19 protein-coding genes, 1 pseudogene and 1 CRISPR repeat array are annotated in these 19405 nt (G+C 43.3%); of the genes and pseudogenes, 6 read left to right on the forward strand and 14 right to left on the reverse strand.

The window, feature by feature from the left end:
* Window positions 1-25 precede the first annotated feature (25 nt).
* From BSQ33_RS01705 to BSQ33_RS01715, 3 genes are all read right to left on the reverse strand, one after another.
* Window positions 26-382: a hypothetical protein gene (locus BSQ33_RS01705; protein WP_088133108.1), complete on the reverse strand. Its 357-nt coding sequence runs from the start codon at window positions 380-382 to the stop codon at window positions 26-28.
* A gap of 296 nt (window positions 383-678) precedes the next feature.
* Window positions 679-1233, reverse strand: a complete 555-nt coding sequence (locus BSQ33_RS01710; RefSeq protein ID WP_088133109.1) for an imm11 family protein — start codon at window positions 1231-1233, stop codon at window positions 679-681.
* A 1-nt stretch (window position 1234) separates the two neighbouring features.
* Window positions 1235-1612 (reverse strand): AHH domain-containing protein, encoded by a 378-nt coding sequence (locus BSQ33_RS01715; RefSeq protein WP_232471966.1) that lies wholly within the window; start codon window positions 1610-1612, stop codon window positions 1235-1237.
* Between the two features lie 430 nt (window positions 1613-2042).
* On the opposite strand from BSQ33_RS01715, the gene BSQ33_RS01720 reads away from it, so the two are divergent.
* Window positions 2043-2675 (forward strand): DUF4291 domain-containing protein, encoded by a 633-nt coding sequence (locus BSQ33_RS01720; protein WP_088133111.1) that lies wholly within the window; start codon window positions 2043-2045, stop codon window positions 2673-2675.
* Between the two features lie 103 nt (window positions 2676-2778).
* Here BSQ33_RS01720 and BSQ33_RS01725 read toward each other — a convergent pair whose 3' ends face one another.
* Window positions 2779-3264: a hypothetical protein gene (locus BSQ33_RS01725; protein ID WP_088133112.1), complete on the reverse strand. Its 486-nt coding sequence runs from the start codon at window positions 3262-3264 to the stop codon at window positions 2779-2781.
* A 15-nt stretch (window positions 3265-3279) separates the two neighbouring features.
* Complete coding sequence (locus BSQ33_RS01730; RefSeq protein WP_232471941.1) at window positions 3280-5121, reverse strand: RHS repeat domain-containing protein; 1842 nt, start codon at window positions 5119-5121, stop codon at window positions 3280-3282.
* A 783-nt stretch (window positions 5122-5904) separates the two neighbouring features.
* On the opposite strand from BSQ33_RS01730, the gene BSQ33_RS01735 reads away from it, so the two are divergent.
* Window positions 5905-6102, forward strand: a complete 198-nt coding sequence (locus tag BSQ33_RS01735; RefSeq protein WP_088133114.1) for a hypothetical protein — start codon at window positions 5905-5907, stop codon at window positions 6100-6102.
* A 342-nt stretch (window positions 6103-6444) separates the two neighbouring features.
* Here the strand turns inward: BSQ33_RS01735 and BSQ33_RS01740 are convergent, their stop codons facing one another.
* The 5 genes and pseudogenes from BSQ33_RS01740 to BSQ33_RS01755 all read right to left on the reverse strand — a co-directional run bounded on the left by BSQ33_RS01740 (window position 6445) and on the right by BSQ33_RS01755 (window position 9692).
* Complete coding sequence (locus BSQ33_RS01740) at window positions 6445-6786, reverse strand: hypothetical protein (RefSeq protein ID WP_088133115.1); 342 nt, start codon at window positions 6784-6786, stop codon at window positions 6445-6447.
* Entirely contained in the window at window positions 6786-7301 is a 516-nt protein-coding gene (locus BSQ33_RS21785) for a hypothetical protein (protein WP_198298134.1), read from the reverse strand. The genes BSQ33_RS01740 and BSQ33_RS21785 overlap by 1 nt, the downstream gene beginning before the upstream one ends.
* Window positions 7302-7355: 54 nt before the next feature.
* Window positions 7356-7511 (reverse strand): annotated as a pseudogene (locus BSQ33_RS22165) (hypothetical protein); the annotation flags it as partial.
* 89 nt (window positions 7512-7600) lie between these two features.
* Window positions 7601-7858 (reverse strand): hypothetical protein, encoded by a 258-nt coding sequence (locus BSQ33_RS01750; RefSeq protein ID WP_088133117.1) that lies wholly within the window; start codon window positions 7856-7858, stop codon window positions 7601-7603.
* A 298-nt stretch (window positions 7859-8156) separates the two neighbouring features.
* Window positions 8157-9692: an RHS repeat-associated core domain-containing protein gene (locus BSQ33_RS01755; RefSeq protein WP_232471942.1), complete on the reverse strand. Its 1536-nt coding sequence runs from the start codon at window positions 9690-9692 to the stop codon at window positions 8157-8159.
* 107 nt (window positions 9693-9799) lie between these two features.
* Window positions 9800-10072: a CRISPR direct-repeat array (repeat unit 29 nt; unit sequence CGGTTCATCCCCGTGTGTACGGGGAACAC).
* 463 nt (window positions 10073-10535) lie between these two features.
* Between BSQ33_RS01755 and BSQ33_RS01760 the strand changes: the two genes are divergently transcribed.
* On the forward strand, window positions 10536-10733 hold the full coding sequence (locus tag BSQ33_RS01760) for a hypothetical protein (protein WP_088133119.1): 198 nt from the start codon (window positions 10536-10538) through the stop codon (window positions 10731-10733).
* Between the two features lie 71 nt (window positions 10734-10804).
* On the opposite strand, the gene BSQ33_RS01765 is transcribed toward BSQ33_RS01760, so the two are convergent.
* Together BSQ33_RS01765 and BSQ33_RS01770 are read right to left on the reverse strand one after the other, a co-directional pair.
* Window positions 10805-11035, reverse strand: a complete 231-nt coding sequence (locus tag BSQ33_RS01765) for a hypothetical protein (protein ID WP_021021573.1) — start codon at window positions 11033-11035, stop codon at window positions 10805-10807.
* A gap of 6 nt (window positions 11036-11041) precedes the next feature.
* Window positions 11042-13915: an RHS repeat-associated core domain-containing protein gene (locus tag BSQ33_RS01770; RefSeq protein WP_088133120.1), complete on the reverse strand. Its 2874-nt coding sequence runs from the start codon at window positions 13913-13915 to the stop codon at window positions 11042-11044.
* A gap of 220 nt (window positions 13916-14135) precedes the next feature.
* Here BSQ33_RS01770 and BSQ33_RS01775 point away from each other — a divergent pair, with 220 nt between their 5' ends.
* The 3 genes from BSQ33_RS01775 to BSQ33_RS01785 all read left to right on the forward strand — a co-directional run bounded on the left by BSQ33_RS01775 (window position 14136) and on the right by BSQ33_RS01785 (window position 16616).
* A complete protein-coding gene (locus BSQ33_RS01775) occupies window positions 14136-14678 on the forward strand; it encodes a hypothetical protein (RefSeq protein WP_157721339.1) in 543 nt (180 codons plus the stop codon).
* A gap of 74 nt (window positions 14679-14752) precedes the next feature.
* Window positions 14753-15865 carry a DUF3800 domain-containing protein gene (locus BSQ33_RS01780; protein WP_088133122.1) on the forward strand — a complete coding sequence of 371 codons (1113 nt, stop codon included), beginning with the start codon at window positions 14753-14755 and terminating at the stop codon, window positions 15863-15865.
* Window positions 15866-16418: 553 nt separating this feature from the next.
* Window positions 16419-16616 (forward strand): hypothetical protein, encoded by a 198-nt coding sequence (locus BSQ33_RS01785; protein WP_021021299.1) that lies wholly within the window; start codon window positions 16419-16421, stop codon window positions 16614-16616.
* Window positions 16617-16681: 65 nt separating this feature from the next.
* On the opposite strand, the gene BSQ33_RS01790 is transcribed toward BSQ33_RS01785, so the two are convergent.
* Entirely contained in the window at window positions 16682-17989 is a 1308-nt protein-coding gene (locus BSQ33_RS01790) for a hypothetical protein (RefSeq protein ID WP_088133123.1), read from the reverse strand.
* A 63-nt stretch (window positions 17990-18052) separates the two neighbouring features.
* Window positions 18053-19366 (reverse strand): hypothetical protein, encoded by a 1314-nt coding sequence (locus tag BSQ33_RS01795; RefSeq protein ID WP_157721340.1) that lies wholly within the window; start codon window positions 19364-19366, stop codon window positions 18053-18055.
* Window positions 19367-19405 lie beyond the last annotated feature (39 nt).

A 19405-nucleotide genomic window follows, 5' to 3' on the forward strand; every position in this document is an offset into this window, starting at 1 on the left:
CATAATGTGTCATTTCTTTTTTAGCTCAATCTAACCATCGTCCTAAAGAACTTGACTCAACTATATTTCGATAACAATTTTGATCTATGATATTCATATCATACAATCGATCCAATATGGATTCTAATATTTCCATATCTTCAGCACAACCAGTATTATTAGCTAGTAAACCCATACACTGTTCAAATAAAAATATGTAATCGCTTTCAGAAATAAGTTCATCTTTAAAATTTTTATACTGTCCTAATATAAAATCAAACACTTCCTCTTTGCTTTCTTTATTAACTTTATATTCCTCTTCATCATCATCTGACTCAAAAATCATTGCTGATTCAACTTTGGAAGTTAGAATTTTTAACTGCTCTTTGATATCTCTGTTCATTCTATAATCCTATAAGTATCAGCAGGTATTTCCCCTTCAAAATGCTGCCGGAGTATCTTCCATAACTTCATATGCTGTAACTCCCGGTCTGTAGCCATAATCAGGATGAGGAGCAACTTGAAGACCACTAAACAACTTCTCTGCATTATATCCCGAACGTTCCAAAGCACTCTCAGTTGTATAATATTCGGACTGTCCTTGAACAACAGAGCATATCTGTTACAAAGTGCAATCCCGCCCTAGGGTTTGAGTTTCCTCGTTAATTTTAAAAATTTATCTCATTTTAATATCAAAAACTAAAAAGGTTGCCATTCTGATTCCGATTTAAAGGCAATACCAGTAAACGCTGTTTTTTCAATTTCTTCTGCTAATCCTTTATCAACACAAACAATCCATTCTATCGCGTCTAACTGAAAAATTGTTTTCCCTTCTGTTGCTGATTCATCAATTCTAACTAAATCAATGGAATCAATCATCCCATCAATTTCCGTAAACTGAGAGTTACTTCGATCTAATACATCACATATATTAAGAATATTCAGAAATCCATATTCTCCCTGAGGATTTCCTTTATATACAACCTCTACAGGTAAATATTCTACTTCTTTATCAGTTGCAAACTTATAAATTAGATCGGCTAATTCTCGACTGACGATTAACATGGGTCCACTTAAAAAGCTATCTGCAGGCTTATAATCAGACGTAATATCAATAACGACTTCAGGCCACCTATCGGATAGAGCGGTGCCACTAGTTAACTTTAAACTATGAAGAATAGACTGGTTTCTGGCTTTTCCTGTTGTGTAATACAAATCGTTATCAACTTTATTCGTCCAAATTTTAATCGTCATCTTAATTCCTAGGTTTCCAATGTGGGTCTGCCGCCTGTAAACGGACTTGATTAGTTTTAAGTGCTAATCTAATCCTATCTTCAATATTTCCGATCTCACTAATAAGGTTTGAATCATCAATCATCCCTCTATCATACTTTCTCTGTAATGCATTCATTTCACGGTGAACTAGCGCATCAGCAGAGCCTTCGTGTCGAGCACTTAAATGCCTTCCTGTGTGCAAAGGCAGGCCAGTTTCAAGAGATGTTCCAATATCAGTCGGCAAAGCTATACCATTAGAGCCTCTATTTATGTTATAGCCCAACTCAGCAGCCCGATTCATTACTGGATATTCTTGAGCGATTTTTATACTAACTTGATGATGACCAGCATGATTCACTATATACAATGACACCACCTATAGTTATCGAAGCTCCCCAAGACTCACGAGACCAATCTATAGAACTCTCTTTTCCAGATAAAACAGAAGTGATCCTATCTAGCCCTTCATCAATCCAAGAAATTGTATCTGTATAAGATAAGCCGCCATCGTCCATCAGTAGACAAGATACAATGCTAATTCCATCATCATTAACAACATCTGATGTGCAAAAAGGTCTAAATACTTCTTCTAAGTTATTCTATAAAAAACTGATTTTCATAAAATTTCCTAATAAATAGGGTATACAGTGGTTTTCTACCTAAAATTTTAAATTATTCAAAACCAATATTGGTATGTGTTATACAATTCCACTCAGTTCATGCCGTATGTACGGAGGGTATTTCAATTGGTATAATCCGGTAAGTATTTTTCCACATCAAACATAAATATGACTACACCAACACGTCAGATCCGAGCTACATATAACGACAAAACCATTCGTGTCTATCAAGCATATAACAACATTATCGCCGATTCAGCACTCAAACATGGACGTTTCGTTTCCCCACCATTCAAGATAGAGCGAATGACATGGATTAAGCCTTCTTTTCTCTGGATGATGTACCGTTCGGGTTGGGGTAAAAAAGATAATAGGCAAAACCGTATCTTAGCAATCGATATTACAAGAGCAGGCTTTGAATGGGCATTATCACACAGTCTTCTTAGTCATCAATCCAACGATTACACAAACAAAGACGAATGGTTAAAAATCAAGAAAGCGACACCGGTTCGCATTCAATGGGATCCTGAGCGAGACATTCATCTACAACCTCTAGAATATCGATCAATTCAGATCGGCTTATCTAATGAAGCCGTACCACTTTATGTGAATCAATGGATTCAAAATATTACTGATATTACAGAAACAACACAGCATATCCATGAATTGATTATCGATGGTAACATCAAGGAAGCCGAAACATTGCTTCCTCAGGAATCCCCTTACCCACTAATCGAAGAAATTGCAAAAACAATTAATCTTTCTCAAGAAAGAATCAGGTATAAACCCCAATTCTTTTGATTGATATAAGATATTAAGAGCATTTTATCAATAGAATCACTATTCAGAAATTATGACATTGATATTGGATTTAGGAGAAAATTCCCTAATAAGGGCTTACTTCCTATCTACCATCATTTTCTATAGATACAGCCATTTCTATTGCAATTCTTGAGTAATTTACACTACCATCTGAAGCAGGCTGTTTTTTCAGCTCATCAAGTACATATAATATTTCCACCTCTTTTCCAACGCAAAACAGATCAGTATCTCTAATATCATTCACATAAATACCGACAGAGTGAAAGGAACCATCATCTGATAACAAATCAACAGTATTATTTATACCTGAGGTATCCTGACCAGATTCATAAACCCGCTGAACAATTCCTTTTATATATAATTGAGGCATCAATCCTAACCTAATATTCTTCCACCACTCGTCTGATGCAAAAAGACCATAAGTCCCTTTTAACCCCATGAGTGGCTTTGATGAATTTAAAGTTAGCGATTGTGTCTTTTCTATTCTCTTAGGATCTCTTTTTAATTCCTCAGATAATTGGAAAACCAATTTCATGGAAAAATCTGTTCTATTCTGTTCTAAAAACATTCAATTACCCATCTGCTATTTAGAAACACGCTCAAAGTCTACTAAATTTTCATTAAATATCTGCATAGCTTTCCCTTGACCTAACTGAGTAGTCATCTGCCCTTTTTCCACTTTAAACCGTGCATTTGTATCCATCCACTTACCAGTTCGAGTTGACATATTCGGAAACTCTATAGAAGCAGGTTTATTAGCTGCAATTCCTATTTTCTGAAGTTCCGCAGATGTTCCTGGATTTGTAACCAGCTTAACAGTAACTCCATCATACTTTGATGAATATGAAAGAAGTGGAGATGTAGATGTCTCCGTTGTTGGTAAAAGTTCGCCAGTCTGTTGCAAATGCTCAAAATGCTGTTCAGACATAGTCCTATACATAATCTCATTGCCATGTTCATCATATTCTAAAACAGCAGGATAACTAGGCTTGGGACATCCACTCCCATCCTTCTTAACCAACCCCAGCGGATCCACCCACCCGGTCGGGTTCGGCACATACTGGTAGTTATTCAATCCACCCGCCAGCCCTATTGGGTCAGCAGTGGTGAAGCGGCCAGTGCTCGGACTATAGTAACGATGACGGTTGTAATGTAAACCTGTTTCTGCATCGTAATACTGCCCCTGAAAACGGAGCGGGCTTTGGATTTCTTCAACCTGTTGAGTGAGCACACGACCATAAGCGCGGTACTGTACTGCCCACACACTCTGCCCTGCTACATCGGTGATTTCCGTCGGTGTCCCGATTTGGTCAAGGTGGTAGTAGTACGGTGTCGCGTCTTTACCTTCACCTTTAAGCAATGCCAGTGGTTTAAAAGTGCCCGGCTCGTAGATGTAGCTCTGGTATTCGCTATTGGTGGTTTCCCCTATCAGGTTATCACCCTGCCACAAATATTCTGTCGTGGTCGCCTTACCGGCCTTATCAGTGACGGTTTTGTGGGTCCGTCTGCCGAAGGCATCGTATCTGTAGTCGGCTATTGTGCCATCCGGCAGACTGGCTTTGATAAGCCGGTGCTGGCAGTCGTATTCATAGGTTGTAATGAGGCTCTGCCCCTTACCCCGTTTCTCGGTCATCAGCCGACCGAATTCATCATATTCATAGTGACTGTCACCATGAAAGGCCAGTTGGTTGCCCTGCGCATTACCGAGCTTGTCCCCGGTGATGTCATCATGACGCCCGAGGATTTGCGACAATACGTTCCCCGTCACATCATGCACAAACCGCTCTTCGATATTCCCCCGCACTGCCTTCAAACGTGATAACGGGTCATACTCAAAATGAATATCTCCGTCTTTGCTGTCACTGATATGAGTCAGATTGCCCCGTGCGTCATAGTTGTAATCCCGTTTACGAGTCACCTGACGGCTCAGACTGCGCTGCTGGTAAGTCAGCCTGCCCTGCTCGTCATGGGCAAAGCTGCTGATAACAGCGCCCTGATGACGCTCTTTCTCTAAACCATTCTGGTACAGATGCTGTGTCAAAACTGAGTCATTGAGGTCAATCTGCTTTAGCACACCGCCTCTGCCACGCTGATACTTCAGCACATTGGCATCGGGAAGCTGCCAGCTTTCAACCTGCCCCAGTGCATCATAGCTAAAATAGTTCGAGGCCCAGTCCTGATGCTCTTCAGTCACCCGGCCCATCAGGTCATAACGCCAGACCAGCGGACGCTCGCCGTCATCCACTTCGGTCAGATTGCCGTATTCATCGTAGCGGTAGTCAATACTGCTGCCATCGGCCAGCGTCTTCTTAACCAGACGCCCCATCTCATCCCGCTCAAACGTTGTCGTCAGCTCAGTGCCTTCGGTGCCGGTTTCGGTCTTCTTGGTCAGTTGTCCCAGCAGGTCGTATTCATAGCTGAACATCCGACCGTCGAAGGTGTTTTCCGTCTGTACCAAACCATTCGGGTAATAGCCGATACTGTGGGTTTCGCCCCGCTCATTGGTAATGGCACTGACAAAGTGGAACAGTCAGGTTCATCCCCGTGTGTACGGGGAACACTTTTCATTCTATTCATAAGGCGTTCAAACATTCGGTTCATCCCCGTGTGTACGGAGAACACTTGGGAATGCTGTTATGAACAAATCATAAGCCGCGGTTCATCCCCGTGTGTACGGAGAACACTAATAAGGTTAGCCCTATCCTCCAGTGACAATCGGTTCATCCCCGTGTGTACGGAGAACACTCTAAATATAGATCATTGATCAATAAAAAGAAATTTCATCATTAACAATCTACCAACATTTTAAAGAGCAAAATCCACCTTTTCAAAGCGCTGCAACTGGGTCGAATTTTATCAATTCCAGACGCTCATCGGCTGATTATTTTGAGAACCCACACCCAAAATCTCATACTTTTTTCATACTTTTATTTTCCCAAAAACAGATAACCTACGCTCTGCACTGGCAAAATCCGGTGCCGGGCGTAGGAACCCGCTGATATCTATCCAGACATTATAGGTTGCTAACTTTACGTTGGTTTTTTACTATATGCGGCCTCAGCACATCTGAATTATGGTGAGCTGGGCAAGGCAGCTTTGGCTGGCCGTGTCCTGGATTACGGCATTCCTACACCTTGTTCCAGTTCACCACCCGAGCGTAGGAACTCCTGTGGTGAAATTATTTTGATCACTATCCAGGAGTCAAATAATGTACGAAACCATCCCTTACGATCACCAATTCGCCCAAAAAGCCCGCGAATATCTTCGCCAGTTAGAAGAAATATTTGAAGCCGAACAGCGGCACAATAGTCAAGAGCTGCGCAATGTGCTGCTGTATCTGAATAATCTGATTACCACCCATTACGTGCGCTATCATGAAGAGCCGGGTGAATCAGATTTGATGTGATGATTGATTGGTTGATTTAGTTTTCGAGCCGCAGTTGCGGCTCGTTTTGGAATATAAGATGTAACTCATTGGCTACATATTTATCAGGACAATACCTGCACCCCAGATATTCATCTCAAGGGCAAGTGGCTGAGTGAGGCTGTGTTTTAGACCGGGGTAAGAATCACCGCCAATATTGCAGCGGATTGTATTGTACTCGTCCCCGATATCAGTTGATGTGAATGAAAACAGCCGGGACTATTTTTAGCCCGGCTGTTTTTTGAGGGGGGGGGTTGGATTTGTGAATCAGGTTAGCGGCCTGTTTCTATTAATTTTCACAGCTCGTTTTAATGAGCATAAAAATCATTCATAGCTACCTTCGGATTCATCCAGAATATGAATCAGTTCTTCTCTAGATATTCTGTTATCGTCATTAATCTTACCTTCCCAATCTTCTTCTGGGGATATTTCAACGATGTACAACTCCACACCAATCGAATCAAAATATTTAAGAATACTACGAATTTTCTTTGCAACTTGAGGGTAATCATTTAAGAACAATTCTGCTGTAAAAAAAACACCTTCATAACCATATCCCAATGTCTTTTTAGCTGCGACTAATGACATCCCTAAAGTTTTATGTAGAAATTTCGCAGCATCAATATTATCCAATGGTTGACTAACTGATATAGATATTTTAGACATTAAAATTCCTCTTTCACATTAACATTCAATGGTTTTCCACTCGTTTCATTTCTAAAGTTTCCACCATGCCAACGATATAAATGTTCATATCTTGTTGCGGGATACAGATTCACAGGATTATCCGCAAGATGAGGATAAGATAAAGCATTATATCGATGGTGTGCTTCCATTGTCTCACCCTCAAATTTAGGCCTTTTGCCATTCAATATAGCTTCTGTTTGAGCCTCATCCCATTGACCATTTTTAAGTCTTTTCTTTTCTTCTCGCCAGAATCTATCAACACCACGATTACGTCTGTTACTAAAACGTCTATCCCAATCATAATGCTGATATTCTCGTTTAGAAACAGCCCGTTGTTCAATCTTGTTCCTTATTACCTTGCGTTGTGATGCACTTAAAGGTTGATAAGGTGTAGAATAACTATTCACATCTGGCAAACTAGGTTCACCAGACAAATCTAAATCTTCATCAGAAGTAGCAGCGTCGCCAGGACAATTAGTTGCCTTATTATCCAACCCCAACGGATCCACCCATCCCGTAGGATTCGGCACATACTGGTAGTTATTCAGACCACCCGCCAGCCCTATCGGGTCAGCAGTGGTGAAGCGGCCAGTGCTCGGACTATAGGCCAGATAACGTTTGAGACCGGGGTAAAAATCACCGTCAATATCACCGCGGATTGTATTGTGCTCATCCCTGATATCAGTTGATATGAAATAAAACAGCCGGGACTATTTTTAGCCCGGCTGTTTTTTGAAGGGGTCAGGATTTGTGAATCGGGTTAGAGATCTGTCCTGTTAATTTTGCTGCCATATCATTCTACAAAACTATTTTTTGCATAATCCAACCAATTATATTGACCAATATCTTCAATACTAGGATTACGAGTTTCAAACTCTTCTAATAAAGTTAAAAAACCTTTTTCTATATCATCAGTATCTAATGGATTAAGCCACCCGTACTCGCACTCTTCGCAGTGAAGATACAACCTATTATTTGTTATATCTTCTGTTATTATCAGCCGCCCTTGATGACAGTTAGAACATTCACAAAACCAATAGAACTTTTCCATACTTAATCTCTAATTTCCAGGATATGCAGTTATAATTTTGTTCGAATCAGGAACGAGTTTTATATGTACACCATAAAATAACTCCCCTGTATCAGCAGCTTGACCACCTGACCGCCCTACCAGCTTATTCATTGGTACAAATAGACTTCCTTGAGCATCAGGTGATAACCCTTCTTGCAATGCTTTGGACCATGCTTGATTAGTAATATCAACTCCATCTCCATAAAATACACCATGACTAGGCTTATTAGGATTATCAACATTATGAAGGCGAACATGATCTGGGCGACTTTGCCCCTTATTTTCCTTTTGTAGGAACCACAGAATCCCAATCTAACGATTCTTTCTGCACCTGAGGCATTTCTGGTTCTGGAGAACTCGAATTCCCTGAATTCTTACTCCCCGGACAATTAGTTGCCTTATTATCCAACCCCAGCGGATCCACCCATCCCGTAGGATTCGGCACATACTGGTAGTTATTCAGACCACCCGCCAGCCCTATCGGGTCAGCAGTGGTGAAGCGGCCAGTGCTCGGACTATAGTAACGATGACGGTTGTAATGTAAACCCGTTTCTGCATCGTAATACTGCCCCTGAAAACGCAGCGGGCTTTGGATTTCTTCAACCTGTTGAGTGAGCACACGACCGTAAGCGCGGTACTGTACTGCCCACACACTCTGCCCTGCTACATCGGTGATTTCCATCGGTGTGCCGATTTGGTCAAGGTGGTAGTAGTACGGTGTCGCATCTTTACCTTCACCTTTAAGCAATGCCAGTGGTTTAAAAGTGCCCGGCTCGTAGATGTAGCTCTGGTATTCGCTATTGGTGGTTTCCCCTATCAGGTTATCACCCTGCCACAAATATTCTGTCGTGGTCGCCTTACCGGCCTTATCAGTGACGGTTTTGTGGGTCCGTCTGCCGAAGGCATCGTATCTGTAGTCGGCTATTGCGCCATCCGGCAGACTGGCTTTGATAAGCCGGTGCTGGCAGTCGTATTCATAGGTTGTAATGAGGCTCTGCCCCTTACCCCGTTTCTCGGTCATCAGCCGACCGAATTCATCATATTCATAGTGACTGTCACCATGAAAGGCCAGTTGGTTGCCCTGCGCATTACCGAGCTTGTCCCCGGTGATGTCATCATGACGCCCGAGGATTTGCGACAATACGTTCCCCGTCACATCATGCACAAACCGCTCTTCGATATTCCCCCGCACTGCCTTCAAACGTGATAACGGGTCATACTCAAAATGAATATCTCCGTCTTTGCTGTCACTGATATGAGTCAGATTGCCCCGTGCGTCATAGTTGTAATCCCGTTTACGAGTCACCTGACGGCTCAAACTGCGCTGCTGGTAAGTCAGCCTGCCCTGCTCGTCATGGGCAAAGCTGCTGATAACAGCGCCCTGATGACGCTCTTTCTCTAAACCATTTTGGTACAGGTGCTGTGTCAAAACTGAGTCATTGAGGTCAATCTGCTTTAGCACACCGCCTCTGCCACGCTGATACTTCAGCACATTGGCATCGGGAAGCTGCCAGCTTTCAACCTGCCCAAGTGCATCATAGCTAAAATAGTTCGAGGCCCAATCCTGATGCTCTTCAGTCACCCGGCCCATCAGGTCATAACGCCATACCAGCGGACGCTCGCCGTCATCTACTTCGGTCAGATTGCCGTATTCATCGTAGCGGTAGTCAATACTGCTGCCATCGGCCAGCGTCTTCTTAACCAGACGCCCCATCTCATCCCGCTCAAACGTTGTCGTCAGCTCAGTGCCTTCGGTGCCGGTTTCGGTCTTCTTGGTCAGTTGCCCCAGCAGGTCGTATTCATAGCTGAACATCCGACCGTCGAAGGTGTTTTCCGTCTGTACCAGACCATTCGGGTAATAGCCGATACTGTGGGTTTCGCCCCGCTCGTTGGTAATGGCACTGACAAAGTGGAACAGTCAGGTTCATCCCCGTGTGTACGGGGAACACGGTGATAACCCTCGACCAATCCGTGCCGGCTACGGTTCATCCCCGTGTGTACGGGGAACACGGCCAAAGCCCGGCCAAATCCGGCTTATCCCGCGGTTCATCCCCGTGTGTACGGGGAACACTGGCTAACTGTATTGTCCGTGATAGTTTTGCACGGTTCATCCCCGTGTGTACGGGGAACACGCAAAGCAGCAGAAGAGGCCGAGCGAATTAGACGGTTCATCCCCGTGTGTACGGGGAACACTCTAAATATAGATCATTGATCAATAAAAAGAAATTTCATCATTAACAATCTACCAACATTTTAAAGCGTAAAATCCACCTTTTCAAAGCGCTGCAACTGGGTCGAATTTTATCAATTCCAGACGCTCATCGGCTGATTATTTTGAGAACCCACACCCAAAATCTCATACTTTTTTCATACTTTTATTTTCCCAAAAACAGATAACCTACGCTCTGCACTGGCAAAATCCGGTGCCGGGCGTAGGAACCCGCTGATATCTATCCAGACATTATAGGTTGCTAACTTTACGTTGGTTTTTTACTATATGCGGCCTCAGCACATCTGAATTATGGTGAGCTGGGCAAGGCAGCTTTGGCTGGCCGTGTCCTGGATTACGGCATTCCTACACCTTGTTCCAGTTCACCACCCGAGCGTAGGAACTCCTGTGGTGAAATTATTTTGATCACTATCCAGGAGTCAAATAATGTACGAAACCATCCCTTACGATCACCAATTCGCCCAAAAAGCCCGCGAATATCTGCGTCAGTTAGAAGAAATATTTGAAGCCGAACAGCGGCACAATAGTCAAGAGCTGCGCGACGTGCTGCTGTATCTGAATAACCTGATTACCACCCATTACGTGCGCTATCATGAAGAGCCGGATGAATCAGATTTGGTGTGATGATTGATTGGTCGATTCAGTTTTCGAGCCGCTATTGCGGCTCGATTAGGATTCCATATAAAAATGTAAAATCAAACATTAGATATATATGGTTTTTCACCCTTTTTTATCAAGTGTTCTTGCAATGAACGTAAAACCTTCATCAATTTACTTCTATCATTAATAATCATACTAGCTTCTTCTTCATTAATCTCATCCTCTCGAATAGCAACTTGATGAGCACCAGCATCATATCTTATGTAATATTTCCCATCATTTTTAAATATGGCAATATTATCTTCATCATAAATTTTTTCTTTCATAAATAATTACTTTTTAAAAATCAAATGAACTGAATATTGATTAGGGAGAACAGGATCTATAACAGCTTCAGGCAATCCTCCAGGGTATGTAAAACCTCCGGGACGCCAGTAGTCGTCATAAGCTGCATATTCGTTTCCACTAGGAATTCTATAGCTTTTAGGCTTAGGAATATCAATTAGTACCGGAGAATCACCCAAATAATTGGGATCCATCCCTAGCAATTTCTCTAAAACTCTTGGATTACCATTAGCTTTTTCTATCGCATCAAGGGCTGTAGTTTTTGGCATAACCCATGTTTCATCGTAACCAATTTTTCCCGTAGGTGCTGAAGGCTGAATTCGTGCCACACCATTTTTAAATAATGCTGCGTGCGCATCTCTATATTCTTGTGATAAGTAGGTTTCAGGAAGAGGTCTTTCCCCTTTTTTTATACTTAATACTTTATCAACAGTCTCTTGAGGAATTGTCCCAGCATTAATTTGGGGGTTCCCTGCACAACTCCCCTCACACTGATTCAACCCCAGCGGATCCACCCATCCCGTCGGATTCACCACATACTGGTAGTTGTTTAAACCACCCGCGAGGCCAATTGGGTCCGGGGTGATAAACCGACCGGAGTCAGGGCTATAGTAACGATGGCGGTTGTAATGTAAACCCGTTTCTTCATCGTAATACTGCCCCTGAAAACGTAGTGGGCTGACGATTTCGGCCTTGCGCTGGTAAGCCACATTGCCGTAACTGTGATAATCCACCGACCAGGCAACACGGCCTTCTGCATCGGTGATTTCCAGCGGGGTGCCGATTTGGTCAAGGTGGTAGAAGTACGGTGTTGCATTCTCCGCCCCTTCACCGGTGACCAGCGCCAGCGGTTTAAAGCTGCCGTATTCGTACAGATAGGTCTGATAGTGATGCTCACCCGATTCGGCCAGCAGCTTGTCACCCTGCCATAAAAACTCAGTGGTGGTCTGGTGACCGGTTTTGTCAGTGACCGTTTTATGGGTTCTTCTGCCAAAGGCATCGTATTGGTATTCCGCAAGGGTGCCGTCGGGCTTTTCAACGTGAGTCAGGCGGTGCTGGCCGTCGTATTGATAGCGAGTAATGAGGGACTGATTGGTGCCGCGCGCTTCCTGTATCAGATTACCAAATTCATCATACTGATAGTGTCGGTCTCCCTGAAACAGCAGCCGGTTGCCTTCAACATTGCTCTGCCGGCTCTGTATCAGGTTGCCTGCCGGGTCGTGGGCAAAGTTCTCACTCAGGCTGCCGCGCACCTGCGTCAGACGGTCTAACGGGTCATAGTGATATTGTGTCAACCCACGCAGGTTATCTTCCACCTGCGTTAAGTTCCCCGAGCGGTTGTACTGATAACGGCGGAACAACGTCTGTTGCTGAGCCTGACTGACCCGATGCTCGGTCAGGCGACCGGTTTCATCATACTGAAAATGACTGCTCAGCGCCCCCTGCGTCCGGCGGGTTTCCAGACCACTGACCTGATATTGGTGTTGTGTCAGGCAGTGACCGTTCAGATTGACCTGATGCAGCCGCCCGTGTTGGAAGTCATAGTCAAGCTGCTGCCCGTCCGGCAGTAACTGAGCCGTGATGTGGCCCAGCGCATCATAACGATAACCGGTGGTTGCCCACCCCTGATGCTCGGTAGTCAACCGGCCCAGCACATCATAGGCATACGCCAGCGGCCAACGGCCGTCATCCACCCCGGTCAGATTGCCGAGTAAGTCATAGCTGTACTGAATTGTCGATTCATCCGGCAGGGTTTTCTCAATCAGCTTGCCCTGTGCGTCATACGCGTAACGGGTCGTCAGCTCGGTGCCTTCACTGCCGATTTCTGTTTTTGCCGTCAGTTGCGTGTGCGCGTCATATTCATAGACAAACTGACGCCCGTCAAAGGTCACTTCCCGCTGGACATGGCCGGTCGGCGTGTAGTCTATCTGATAGCGCTCACCGCGCTCATTGATAATGGCACTGACAAAGTGGAACGGGTTGTCATAACGATACTGGACCGTACTGCCGTCCGGGTTGGTCTTCTGCGTCACCAGATGCAGCGGGAACTCATAATCGTAGGTAGTGGCTCTGCCCTGCTCATCGGTGAACTTGGTGACCTTGTTATAGGCGTTGTATTCATAAAAGCGGGTCTGCCCGCCCGGCAATACCTGTTTGGTCAACCGCCCGCTGCGGTCATAGGAGAGCTCTGTAACGCCCTGACTGTCATGACGCAGCCGCAACCGCCCCAGAATATCGTAGCGGTAACGAATCACTTCCCCCTGCGGGGTGGTCTCATCGACCAGATGACCGTTGCGGCTCCAGGTCAGTTGGTGAATGTCACCATCCGGATAAGTGATTTTCTCAATCAGGCCGTGGTCGTTGTAATCGTAAGTGGTGGTATGACCGAGCGGGTCGGTCTGCTCGGTGATATGACCCCAGCGGTCATGTCGGTAACGCCACACGGCTTTGTCCTGCTGCACCTGAGTCAGCAAGCCGTTCCGGTATGAAAAATGGGTTGTCAGTCCGTTCGGCGCAATTTTAGCGACCAACTCACCGGCATCGTTGTACACCGATTCGGTGACATTGCCGAGCGCATCAGTCTCTTTAGTCAGCCGCCCTTTGTCATCATAGGCCTTGAGGTACTCCCCGCCGCTGCCGTCCACTTCTTTAATCAGCCGCGCGTTTTCATCATGCTGGTAAACTTGCTGCGAGCCGTCGCTGTTGGTCAGCGTCACCGTCCCGGCCTCTTCATCCCAGTCATAGCGGGTATCGACCTGCGTCAGGTTACTGTACTGGCGCACCGCCCGAACATCCTTCCCTTCGCCCTGCCATTCCCAGCGGAACACCGCCCCACCGGCCAGCTCGCGCGACTGAATCACATGTTGGGCATCGTAGGTATATTGTTTGAGAGAGGATTTTAATGATTAAAAAGGTGGTAACTCATTCATACCCCTTTTCCCTTTAGAGCAACTAATCACGCTACACCTAGTTATCTATATTTGACCAAATTCCCCTAATGCATCAATATGATTATCCATATGACACGCTTCTATCAACTGATTCAGTAGCTATTCAAAGTGTTAAACGACAGGAGGTAGCTTGTTAGACTTTAAACGTGTGGAAATGTATTTTTATACTGTCTTTGCTTTAATTTTGGCAATGAAGCTGGGGATTACATTTGAATCTCTGTCACTCAACCTCGGCGTAGTAACTATTAATAATGTCACGGTGCCTAAAGTAGAGCTGATTACTCAATTAGTAGCGATTATCCTTGGCTTTGCGTGTTGTATTTTTAACTGGAAAGTACTTAAAAATGAACAGAAAAAGATATCGCAGTCACACTCTAGACTAATTTATTATGTTAATCACAAACTTCAAGAAACAACTGGCAACAAAAGAGATCGTGTATCAAAAGCGATTTTACTAGGCTGGTCACACCCTACAGTTAATACAGGGACTTGGACATCATATCGTTCAGCAAGAAAAAAGGTAGTAGTTCAAACTCCTTTGGAATTACTAATCGCAGTAAAATTTGAATCTTCATTTTTAGCTTTAGTCAAAACGATATTTTGTTGGCTACTTCCTTTTTTTACTACGATTGCACTGATTGTTGTCATTTATCAAAACGTTATACGAATGTAGGCAGTCTAGAAATAAAAATAAACGGATAAATATCGAAATTGACCTTCTTTTGAGAATTGCATAAGGGGAATAAAATGGATGTAAATGAGCTTAGAGAGATGCTCATCAAGTATAATGATCTTAGAAATACTGATGAAGTCTATACGTTTTATTATGATGAAACGAATAACATCCGAAAGCTATATTTAAAAGATTCTGGTTTTAATGTTAACAAGACGGATAATTTCATTCTTGCAGGCATACTGCACAAAGGGTTCAGCACTGGCAGTGATTATTCAACTCTATTTAAAATGCTTAATCTTCAAAAAAGTGCTCAGGAGCTAAAGCTCAAGCATATTGCTAAGGGTGATTTTTTGGATATGCTTAAATCTGATAAGCTTTTAATTATTCTAAACTGGCTCATCGAAAACAAATTCTACATTCATTATTTTAATCTTAATATCATATACTGGTCTATTATTGACATTATTGATTCTATTATTGGTGAGTTAGATCATCCTTTTTATATCATGAATCACATGTCACTTAAAAGCGATTTTTATGAACTTGCCAATAGCAATTCTGATGTTTTTCTGAATGCTCTACATGAGTTTAACTATCCAGATATTCCAGAAGAAAAAGCTCATGAGTTTTGCTTATGGCTTATCGATTTTACATGCATACACAGTTGTATGCTGTCTAATTTTCGAGCGAATGTGCTCGAAAATTTGGTTAAAGAATCTCTGAGAATCGAAAGTCTACCGTTCATATCGGGATTTCATGGTCGAGTACTGATCGATAGCTTTATGGTATTTTATTTAAGAAATCTGTATATATTTAAAAATTCCATTCACATATTTGATGAAGAAAAAAGCATTCAGGATGACGTTAAAGATTTCCCGTTAACTGATAATGGCATGCCAATACATAATCATGAATTCGTTACATCCCACAACTCAGAGGCTGTTCAACTATCTGATATTATAGCAGGCTTTTTAGGTAAGTATTTTTCTTACTTAAAAGATGTAAATGACGAGCAATTAGTGCTTGATAAGGCAGGCTTAACTAGCAAGCAATTTAAGACGCTTTCTGCGTTAAAACACATTATTGATGTTTCAGACGATGTTAGCAGAGGATTTTTTAATGTAGTTAGCAGCGAGGGAGAGCAACGAAGAAATAACCATTTTTTACATGGTGTAAATTTGTAAGGGTTAAAGTCTGCTTTTGTCACGAAACAGAGTGTCAGGTTTGGTTTAGCTCTAAAATGAAAGTGTTAGATAGAGTTGTGATCTGCACCTTTGATACTGGACATAAAGCTAACGACTTTCCAAACTTGTAGTTATCCATAAATTGCTAATTTAGGAAAGCCGCTGACAAACATCTGTCCAATTCCTTTTTAAAACTGTACTCAAATTCGCTGAAACGCTCATCGGCTGATTATTTTGAGAACCTACACCCAAAATCTCATACTTTTTTAATACTTTTATTTTCCCAAAAACAGATAACCTACGCTCTGCACTGGCAAAATCCGGTGCTGGGATTAGGAACCCCGCATTCTGTTCGCATACACGTAAAAATCTGCTCTTTGCTAGATTTTTACGTTGGGCTTTGGCACACTTCCACTTTGGTGAGCTAGGCTAGGGCGCTTCGGCGCACCGTGTATTGCGAGCGGTTGTTCCTAACCTTGTCTAGTTCACCACCTAAAGATTAGGAACCTTTGCGTGGTGGTTTGAATTTCATCGCAAACAGAGGTTATAACCTATGTACGAAACCATCCCTTACGATCACCAATTCGCCCAAAAAGCCCGCGAATATCTGCGCCAGTTAGAAGAAATATTTGAAGCCGAACAGCGGCACAATAGTCAAGAGCTGCGCAATGTGCTGCTGTATCTGAATAATCTGATTACCACCCATTACGTGCGCTATCATGAAGAGCCGGATGAATCAGATTTGGTGTGATGATTGATTGGTTGATTTAGTTTTCGAGCCGCGGTTGCGGCTCGTTATATTGAACATCATTGATCTCACGATACCTGCACATAATCCTGCAGTACCGAGCGAACTTCTTCACTTTCCCACTGATAACCGGCTGCATATAACGCCCTGACCCGTTGGTTGGCTTCTTGGAGTTCAGCACTCATCGGTTGCCACTCAGATTCGGGGAGTGGCTGACACCAGTTGACCACTTCTTCTCGGTTCATCATCTGTGCTGGTAGCACATCTAAATCACGCTCCAGATACCTGTGTGCCCAGTAGCGTAACGTCACAATATTCCACAGCCGCCATAAAGGATAAAACAGCGGATTTTTTCGGCGCATCTCCTGCATCTTCTGCCGATAAGCCGCCCGGGTATAATCTGCCGTTTCAGTTTGCAGTTTGGCAGCGGCTGTCTGTTCAATCCCTTGTGCACCGTGCTCCATATAATCACGGATCAACTCAAACAGAGACAAACCTTCTTCTTTTGAATACACCGGTAAACTGATCAAATACTTTTTATCCGTCTCGCCCGGCAAAGGGCAGATAAAATTCAGCGTATACATCGTCCGTAAACCGATATAACTGACGGCACTTAAGTGATGGAGTTCAACCGCCACTTGCTCCCACGGCACACCGATAAATTGTTGTTGCTCGGTTTGACGAGGCTGCGCTCTTAACTGACGAAAATAAGTGAACCAAGGTTTGAGGGGGATATATATTAGTAATGCACCTCCTAACAAAAAAATAATACCGGTTATCAACCAAGCGGTGGAAAGTTCCCTTTCAGCAAAAAATAATCCCCACCCTGCAGAAAATAAAGCAAATCCAGCAAACCCAGATAAGAGGGTGAGATCTGACATACCTTCGCTATAACCTTTGCTTGTTATATTACCAAAAAAAGAAGGTCGAATAAGGCCAGCTGATTTGACTCTTGAGATTAACAATTCTCGCTTCTGAGGATGAAAAATTACTGGTATATTTTTACAAGCACTATCAGCAGAATCTTTAAACTGTAAATAAATCCCTCCCCCCACAAATAAGGTAAACAAGACCGGAACTGGTAAAATAGGTAATAAAAAATACATCAATCCAAAGATCCAAAAACCAGTGATAAAACCGAGAGCCAATAATACGATGAGCAGCAACATCTGTATCAAGCCTGGAGCAGCATTAACACTACGTAATTCCAATAATCCATGTTGATTGACCGAAATGGATTTGGTTACAGCAATCGGCTGACGATTATTAGTGACCGGCAAGGGCGATAACGCCAGCTTCTCTATACCGTTAATTTTGACTTTCTGCCCACAGGACATCATCGGAGTATTTTCAGATTGGGCTAACTCACTCATCATTTCACATCAGATAACCAGTTTTCGAGCCGCGATTGCGGCTCGTTATATTGAACATCATTGATCTCACGATACCTGCACATAATCCTGCAGTACCGAGCGAACTTCTTCACTTTCCCACAGATAACCGGCAGCATATAACGCCCTGACCCGTTGGTTGGCTTCTTGGAGTTCAGCACTCATCGGTTGCCACTCAGATTCGGGGAGTGGCTGACACCAGTTGACCACTTCTTCTCGGTTCATCATCTGTGCTGGTAGCACATCTAAATCACGCTCCAGATACCAGTGTGCCCAGTAGCGTAACGTCACAATATTCCACAGCCGCCATAGAGGATAAAACAGCGGATTTTTTCGGCGCATCTCCTGCATCTTCTGCCGATAAGCCGCCCGGGTATAATCTGCCGTTTCAGTTTGCAGTTTGGCAGCGGCTGTCTGTTCAATCCCTTGTGCACCGTGCTCCATATAATCACGGATCAACTCAAACAATGACAAACCTTCTTCTTTTGAATACACCGGTAAACTGATCAAATACTTTTTATCCGTCTCGCCCGGCAAAGGGCAGATAAAATTCAGCGTATACATCGTCCGTAAACCGATATAACTGACGGCACTTAAGTGATGGAGTTCAACCGCCACTTGCTCCCACGGCACACCGATAAATTGTTGTTGCTCGGTTTGACGAGGCTGCGCTCTTAACTGACGAAAATAAGTGAACCAAGGTTTGAGGGGGATGTAGAGGCAGCAAATACCAATAAGTATAAAGGATATTGTCAAAGGCAATCCTTCATCATATTTTGAATCAACAATATGACCAACAGCTCTAGCCCAACCAAGTGAAAAAATAATAGCCCCTGAGAAACCAGCTAAAATTACTCTATCTGATATACCTTTATTAAAACTATCTCCGTTCATTGAGCCAAACAGTGAAGGGCGATTTACCTTGTTACTATTTTCTCTAGAAATCAGTAACTGCTGCCTTTGCGGATGAAAAAAAACAGGTAGATTTCTACGAGCATTCTCTTTTCCATCCTTATGGTCAAAGTATAGTGTTCCACCTAGAAACAAACTAAAAAATAAGGGCATCGGTAGAAAAAACAAAAGCATCTTGCTCATGATAAACCAAACAAAAATAATGCTTACTGCTAAAAAGACTCCCCCACAGAGCATGAGTTTAGCCGCACCAATATTTGCATTAACCCGACGAACTTCTAGCAATTTTTTTTTATTAATCGCCACGAATTTTGTTACAGCAATAGGTTGTCTATTATTAGTAATCGGCAATGGGGCCAGTGCTAGTTTCTCTATGCCATTAACTTTAACTTCTTGCCCACAGGACATCATAGAAATTGTTTCCGATTGGGCTATAGATTCACTCATCATTTCACATCAGATAACCAGTTTTCGAGCTGCGGTTGCGGC

This window comes from Vibrio gazogenes (assembly GCF_002196515.1).
GTDB lineage: Bacteria > Pseudomonadota > Gammaproteobacteria > Enterobacterales > Vibrionaceae > Vibrio > Vibrio gazogenes_A.

What these genes read in the sequence shown, in the direction of transcription:
- BSQ33_RS01765 (WP_021021573.1), bottom strand. Translation starts at nt 11,035, where the DNA reads ATGAAAGAAAAAATTTATGATGAAGATAATATTGCCATATTTAAAAAT.
- BSQ33_RS01735 (WP_088133114.1), top strand. Translation starts at nt 5,905, where the DNA reads ATGTACGAAACCATCCCTTACGATCACCAATTCGCCCAAAAAGCCCGC.
- BSQ33_RS01780 (WP_088133122.1), top strand. Translation starts at nt 14,753, where the DNA reads ATGGATGTAAATGAGCTTAGAGAGATGCTCATCAAGTATAATGATCTT.
- BSQ33_RS01795 (WP_157721340.1), bottom strand. Translation starts at nt 19,366, where the DNA reads ATGATGAGTGAATCTATAGCCCAATCGGAAACAATTTCTATGATGTCC.
- BSQ33_RS01705 (WP_088133108.1), bottom strand. Translation starts at nt 382, where the DNA reads ATGAACAGAGATATCAAAGAGCAGTTAAAAATTCTAACTTCCAAAGTT.
- BSQ33_RS01720 (WP_088133111.1), top strand. Translation starts at nt 2,043, where the DNA reads ATGACTACACCAACACGTCAGATCCGAGCTACATATAACGACAAAACC.
- BSQ33_RS01750 (WP_088133117.1), bottom strand. Translation starts at nt 7,858, where the DNA reads ATGGAAAAGTTCTATTGGTTTTGTGAATGTTCTAACTGTCATCAAGGG.
- BSQ33_RS01725 (WP_088133112.1), bottom strand. Translation starts at nt 3,264, where the DNA reads ATGTTTTTAGAACAGAATAGAACAGATTTTTCCATGAAATTGGTTTTC.
- BSQ33_RS01760 (WP_088133119.1), top strand. Translation starts at nt 10,536, where the DNA reads ATGTACGAAACCATCCCTTACGATCACCAATTCGCCCAAAAAGCCCGC.
- BSQ33_RS01790 (WP_088133123.1), bottom strand. Translation starts at nt 17,989, where the DNA reads ATGATGAGTGAGTTAGCCCAATCTGAAAATACTCCGATGATGTCCTGT.
- BSQ33_RS01785 (WP_021021299.1), top strand. Translation starts at nt 16,419, where the DNA reads ATGTACGAAACCATCCCTTACGATCACCAATTCGCCCAAAAAGCCCGC.
- BSQ33_RS01730 (WP_232471941.1), bottom strand. Translation starts at nt 5,121, where the DNA reads ATGTTCAGCTATGAATACGACCTGCTGGGACAACTGACCAAGAAGACC.
- BSQ33_RS01755 (WP_232471942.1), bottom strand. Translation starts at nt 9,692, where the DNA reads ATGTTCAGCTATGAATACGACCTGCTGGGGCAACTGACCAAGAAGACC.
- BSQ33_RS01740 (WP_088133115.1), bottom strand. Translation starts at nt 6,786, where the DNA reads ATGTCTAAAATATCTATATCAGTTAGTCAACCATTGGATAATATTGAT.
- BSQ33_RS01710 (WP_088133109.1), bottom strand. Translation starts at nt 1,233, where the DNA reads ATGACGATTAAAATTTGGACGAATAAAGTTGATAACGATTTGTATTAC.